Raw genomic sequence first — 4,286 nt, 5'->3', positions numbered from 1 at the left:
GCCACCTGCGGGCCCACCTGGCTGTCCAACCTGTATCACTGGGGAGGGCTGATCGGCAGTGTGCTCGGCTTCGTGGCCTGGTTCGGCTTGCCCGCCCTCATGCGCAGTCCGCTAGAAGGGCTCGGGGTGCAGACGAAGCCTCTCGGCTGGCGGGCCCCCCTCATCACGGGCGCAACCGTGTACGGCATCTGGGGCGTGGTCTGGCTCGTCGCGTGGCTGCTCCTGCGGGGCTCCATCGACGAAGGAAGCTACCCCAATCGCGCCAGCTCGCCCTATCGGCTCCCGTTCCCGGGCGGAGAGAGCTCCTGGGTGATCCAGGGCAACAACTCGTCCTTCAACCACGAGGACGACGAGCAGCACGCCTGGGACTTCCGGCGCCAGTGCGGCACACCCGTGCTGGCAGCTCGCGATGGGACGGTGCGCGCGGTCAGGGACAGCAACACGGGACACGGCAGCGGCAAGCCCAACAACTTCGTGGAGGTGACACACAGCGATGGTTCTGTGGGCCGCTACCTGCACATCTCGCAGAACAGCGCGACTGTGAGCGTGGGGGACCGGGTCCGCCAGGGAGATCCGCTGGCGAGCGTCGGCAACGTGGGCAACAGCCTCACGGGGCACATCCACTTCGTCGTGGAGAGCGGGGGGCGCAGCATCCCGGTCACCTTCCGTGACGTCGAGGAGGACAGCGGCATTCCTCGCACCTTCGAGAGCTACACCTCGGGCAACAGCAAGGCCTCCGGCGCCCGTGCGCCCGTGGCGAGGAGACGCTAGCCGAGGCCCCTCGGCGGGCGCTCGTCACCGCCCTGCCCTATCATGGCGGGCCATGGGAACCTGGGCTGCAGGGCCATTCGGAAATGACACGGCGCTCAACTACCTCGGGGGAGTCGTCGACAGGCTGATGAACTCCATCTTCGAGTTCGTCGACAACCCGAGCCTCGAAGCGAACTTCGACGAAGCCTTCGCGGCCATCGCGCTGCTGAACATCCTCGCGCAGAAGGTGACGGCTCCGCTCCCAGACGCGGCGGAGGTGGAGGTCTGGAAGCGCATCGCGCTGCACACCTACGACTCGCAGATTGACGAGCTCAAGCCGGACAAGGAGTACAAGCGCTCCCAGCGCAAGGCGATCGCCAAGGAGCTCGACCGGCTCATCGCGGCCTCGCTTGAGCGCAAGGACGGCGACGAGGGAGAACCCCTCGGCAGGCTGGGCAGGCTCCTGCTCCGGGCCATGGCCCAGCGCACCCCGGGGCCCTTCACGATCAACTACACCGAGGTCTCGCGGTGGATCACCGACTTCAGCGATGATCTCGAGCGGGCCTGGAATGAATGCCCGCGAGGCGACTGGCTCATCGGGCTCGCCACCGCTCTCGGCGTGCCTGTGCGAGTGCTGCTCCCCCCGGTAGCGAGCCTCATCTCCCCGCTCCTGTCGAAAGTCCCTGCCGGCGAGCAGCGGCCCGCCGAAGCGCTCCAGGCCGCCGAGCGCTGGGCTCAGGGAACAGGCACCGAGGCCGAGTGTGCGCGAGCCCGGGAAGCGGCCCTATCCGCCGCGTCACCGCTGGGAACGGTGCCCTCCTCCGTGGCAAGTATGACGGCGGCCCTGGCTGAAGCAGCCCTCGAGGCCGCGGCCGGGCGCCCTGCGCTCCTGCGCGATGCACTCACAGCCGCGATGAATGACTACGGGAACGCGGCGCACCTCGAAGCCGGACTCGCGGCCATGGCGGCTGGCAAGGACCGCCTCAGCGCCATGCTGAACGACGGCATCGCCGCGAGGGATGCAGCCATCAACGCCGCCGCACCCACCCTCCGCGAGCGCATTCCCTGGTCCGCGGTGCGCGAGGCTCTCACTCCCCTCTCCCGCCGGTAGAGGCAACCCGGTCAATCCAGCGAGCCCTGCCTTCACCGCCCTCCGAGCTTACGGAACCGCGTGGTTGTCCCCGGAGAGCCTCCCTGAACGAAGTGCTACCATGCACGCAGCATGAGTGATCCACGCGCTCCAAGGCACGGAGAGGGCACGTTCTTCGTCGGTGTGATCTCTGGGGGGTAGGCACATGATCTTTCTTCTTCGACAACGGTGGTGGTTGGGCATCCTGGCGTTAGCCCTGTGGCAGGGCTGTGGAGAGCCGAGGCCACCGATCACCTATGGCCCCAACCTGGTGATCAACAGCTCCTTCGAGTCCGGGCTGGACGGCTGGTGGAAGGCCACGGACTCGATGGGAGGCGAGGCCTCCACGGGCCCCGAGGCCGCGGACCTCGGCTCTGCCGGGCTGATGCTCTACAAGGGCACGGGGGGCTGGGGCTCCATGGTGGGCCAGGAGACGCAGGGCCACGTGGCGATGCAGACCTTCCAGGTCCAGGCCCGCCTCCGGGGTGTCGTGGGAGGCGAGCGCGTCACCTTCAGCTTCCACGGCGAGGGCGTCGAGGTGGTAGCCGAGCCCCGCTGGAGGACGGTGTCGCGGATGGTGCTCATGCCCGAGCTCAACGGCAACGCCTCGGCCCTCATCAGCGTCACCACGGATGAGGCCACCGTCCATGTGGATGATGTGTCCTTCACCTGGGTCGAGGTGGAGCGAGGCGATGCCGACCAGGAGGAGGACAACCTGGTGCGCAACGGCTCCTTCGAGAGCGATCTGGGGCTGTGGAGCTTCTGGACGGACTCGCCGGAGGGAGCGGCCTACACCACCCCGGAGGAGCGGCACTCCGGCTACGCCGGCATGGTGATGACCCGTGGCCCCGAGGGCTCCATCGCCTCGGTGAAGCAGTCACTGCTGGAGCCGGTGTCCGCGCGCGAGGAGTACCGCATCGAGGCCCGCATCCGAGGTGCGAGCGGGGGTGAGCAGGTGAACCTGTGCCTGCAGATCAACCACGAGCCGTGGTCCGGGCCCTGTGTCCATGTGAAGGCCACCCAGGACTGGCAACACCTCTCGGCGGATCTGCCCATCGACGAGGCGCTCATCGAGGAGCGTGTGGGCGCGCTGGTGTCCCTGGGCAGTGAAGGCACCGTCTTCGTGGACGACGTGATCGTGGTGCGCAAGAAGTAATAGGCGTCACGGTGACGTGGGGTCAGGGGCGGGCGTGGGTCGAGTGCCCTCGGTCAGGTCCTCCAGGCGGCGGAAGTAGTCCCGCTGGGACTCGAAGATCCGGGCGATGCTGGTGACCATGAGGAACACCACCAGCACGGCGATGGCGGTGAACACCAGCACCTGGAGGACGCGCATCCCGGCCTCGGAGTTCTCCCTGGCCTGCTGCTGAAGGAGTGGCGGGAGGTGGCCGGTGCGCTCGCCGATGGCGAGGTGACGCAGGGACTCCCCCTCGAGCACTCCGAGCCACTCCACCACGTCCGTGAGGTTGGCACCGTCTCGCAGGCGCTCGATCGCCGGAGCCGTGCGCGCCTGCAGCTCCGCGTTGCCGCTGGCCTCGAGCGCCAGCTGCAGGCTGCGCGCGGCCTCCACTCCGGCTTCCAAGGAGGAGCCCAGGACCTGACAGAAGCGGCTGGCCTGGGTCCGCCGGTAGAAGCTCCCCAGCAGGGGAAGGCGCAGGCGGAGCCGTGCCCAACGGTCCTCGAGCCCCAGCGCCGCCAGCGCCAGCGGGACCGAGAAGATCGTCAGTCCGATCACCGTCACCTTGAGCAACCGGACGATCAAGGAGCCGGCCAGTGCCAGTGGCAGGGCGTCCAGCGTCTCGGAGGTCCTCACGGCCCCTGCTCCCTCCAGCAATGCGCCCCCGATGAGGAATGCGACCAGCAGGTAGGCGGGATAGAGGCACAGCGAGAGCGTGCGCCAGCGCAGCTTCTGCAGCTCCTCCTGGCGCGCGATGATGCCGGCCAGGGCGTGCTCGAGCGTCCCCGACACCTCCCCGGCCTCCAGCGCCGCCACCACCTGGGGCTCGAACCAGGAGGGATGGCGTCGCATCGCCTCGGCCAGACCGGCGCCTTGGGCGATGGTGGCGCCCACCTGGGCCACGGCGCGACGGAACGGATCTTTATCCGCGCCGCGCGACAGCTCGGTGAAGGCGATGTTCAGGGGCACACCGGCCCGAAGCAGGGCGTGGAGCCCGACAAAGAAGGTCAGCCGCCGCCGGTGGCGGGCCATCGCGACCAGGGGGTGACGCGCCCAGGCCCGAACGACGCGCTCGCGCGCCCCGCTGGAGGCGTGAGGGCTCTGGGCGGTGCGGACAGTGGGCCGCTGCGGTGTGCTGCCCTGGCTCCTCTCCTGGCTCCGCTCTGCTGGGGCTGGAGGCTTCATCCGCGACGGCTGTCGCTCATTCATGGGGTGCCCTGTCCGCCGAACTCA

The 4,286-nt window shown here is 68.9% G+C and carries 4 protein-coding genes; 3 read left to right on the top strand and 1 reads right to left on the bottom strand.

Going from position 1 to position 4,286, the window contains the following annotated elements:
- From VD972_RS35065 to VD972_RS35055, 3 genes are all read left to right on the top strand, one after another.
- The coding region (locus VD972_RS35065) for a M23 family metallopeptidase (protein ID WP_324993166.1) at positions 1-771 on the top strand (771 nt) is incomplete at its 5' end.
- A 52-nt stretch (positions 772-823) separates the two neighbouring features.
- Positions 824-1,861 (top strand): DUF4259 domain-containing protein, encoded by a 1,038-nt coding sequence (locus VD972_RS35060; protein ID WP_324993165.1) that lies wholly within the window; start codon positions 824-826, stop codon positions 1,859-1,861.
- Between the two features lie 184 nt (positions 1,862-2,045).
- A complete protein-coding gene (locus VD972_RS35055; RefSeq protein WP_324993164.1) occupies positions 2,046-3,035 on the top strand; it encodes a carbohydrate binding domain-containing protein in 990 nt (329 codons plus the stop codon).
- Between the two features lie 6 nt (positions 3,036-3,041).
- Here the strand turns inward: VD972_RS35055 and VD972_RS35050 are convergent, their stop codons facing one another.
- Positions 3,042-4,238, bottom strand: coding sequence for a type II secretion system F family protein (locus tag VD972_RS35050; RefSeq protein WP_324993163.1), 1,197 nt, complete (start codon positions 4,236-4,238; stop codon positions 3,042-3,044).
- Positions 4,239-4,286: the final 48 nt, after the last annotated feature.

The sequence above is a fragment of the Hyalangium sp. genome (assembly GCF_035629615.1).
Classification (GTDB): Bacteria; Myxococcota; Myxococcia; order Myxococcales; family Myxococcaceae; genus Hyalangium.
Note: the sequence above shows the minus strand (reverse complement) of the source record. Positions and strands in the feature narration are given on the sequence as shown.

Bases quoted from the DNA above. Each gene is read 5' to 3' on its own strand.
- VD972_RS35060 (WP_324993165.1), top strand. From the start codon at position 824: ATGGGAACCTGGGCTGCAGGGCCATTCGGAAATGACACGGCGCTCAAC.
- VD972_RS35055 (WP_324993164.1), top strand. From the start codon at position 2,046: ATGATCTTTCTTCTTCGACAACGGTGGTGGTTGGGCATCCTGGCGTTA.
- VD972_RS35050 (WP_324993163.1), bottom strand. From the start codon at position 4,238: ATGAAGCCTCCAGCCCCAGCAGAGCGGAGCCAGGAGAGGAGCCAGGGC.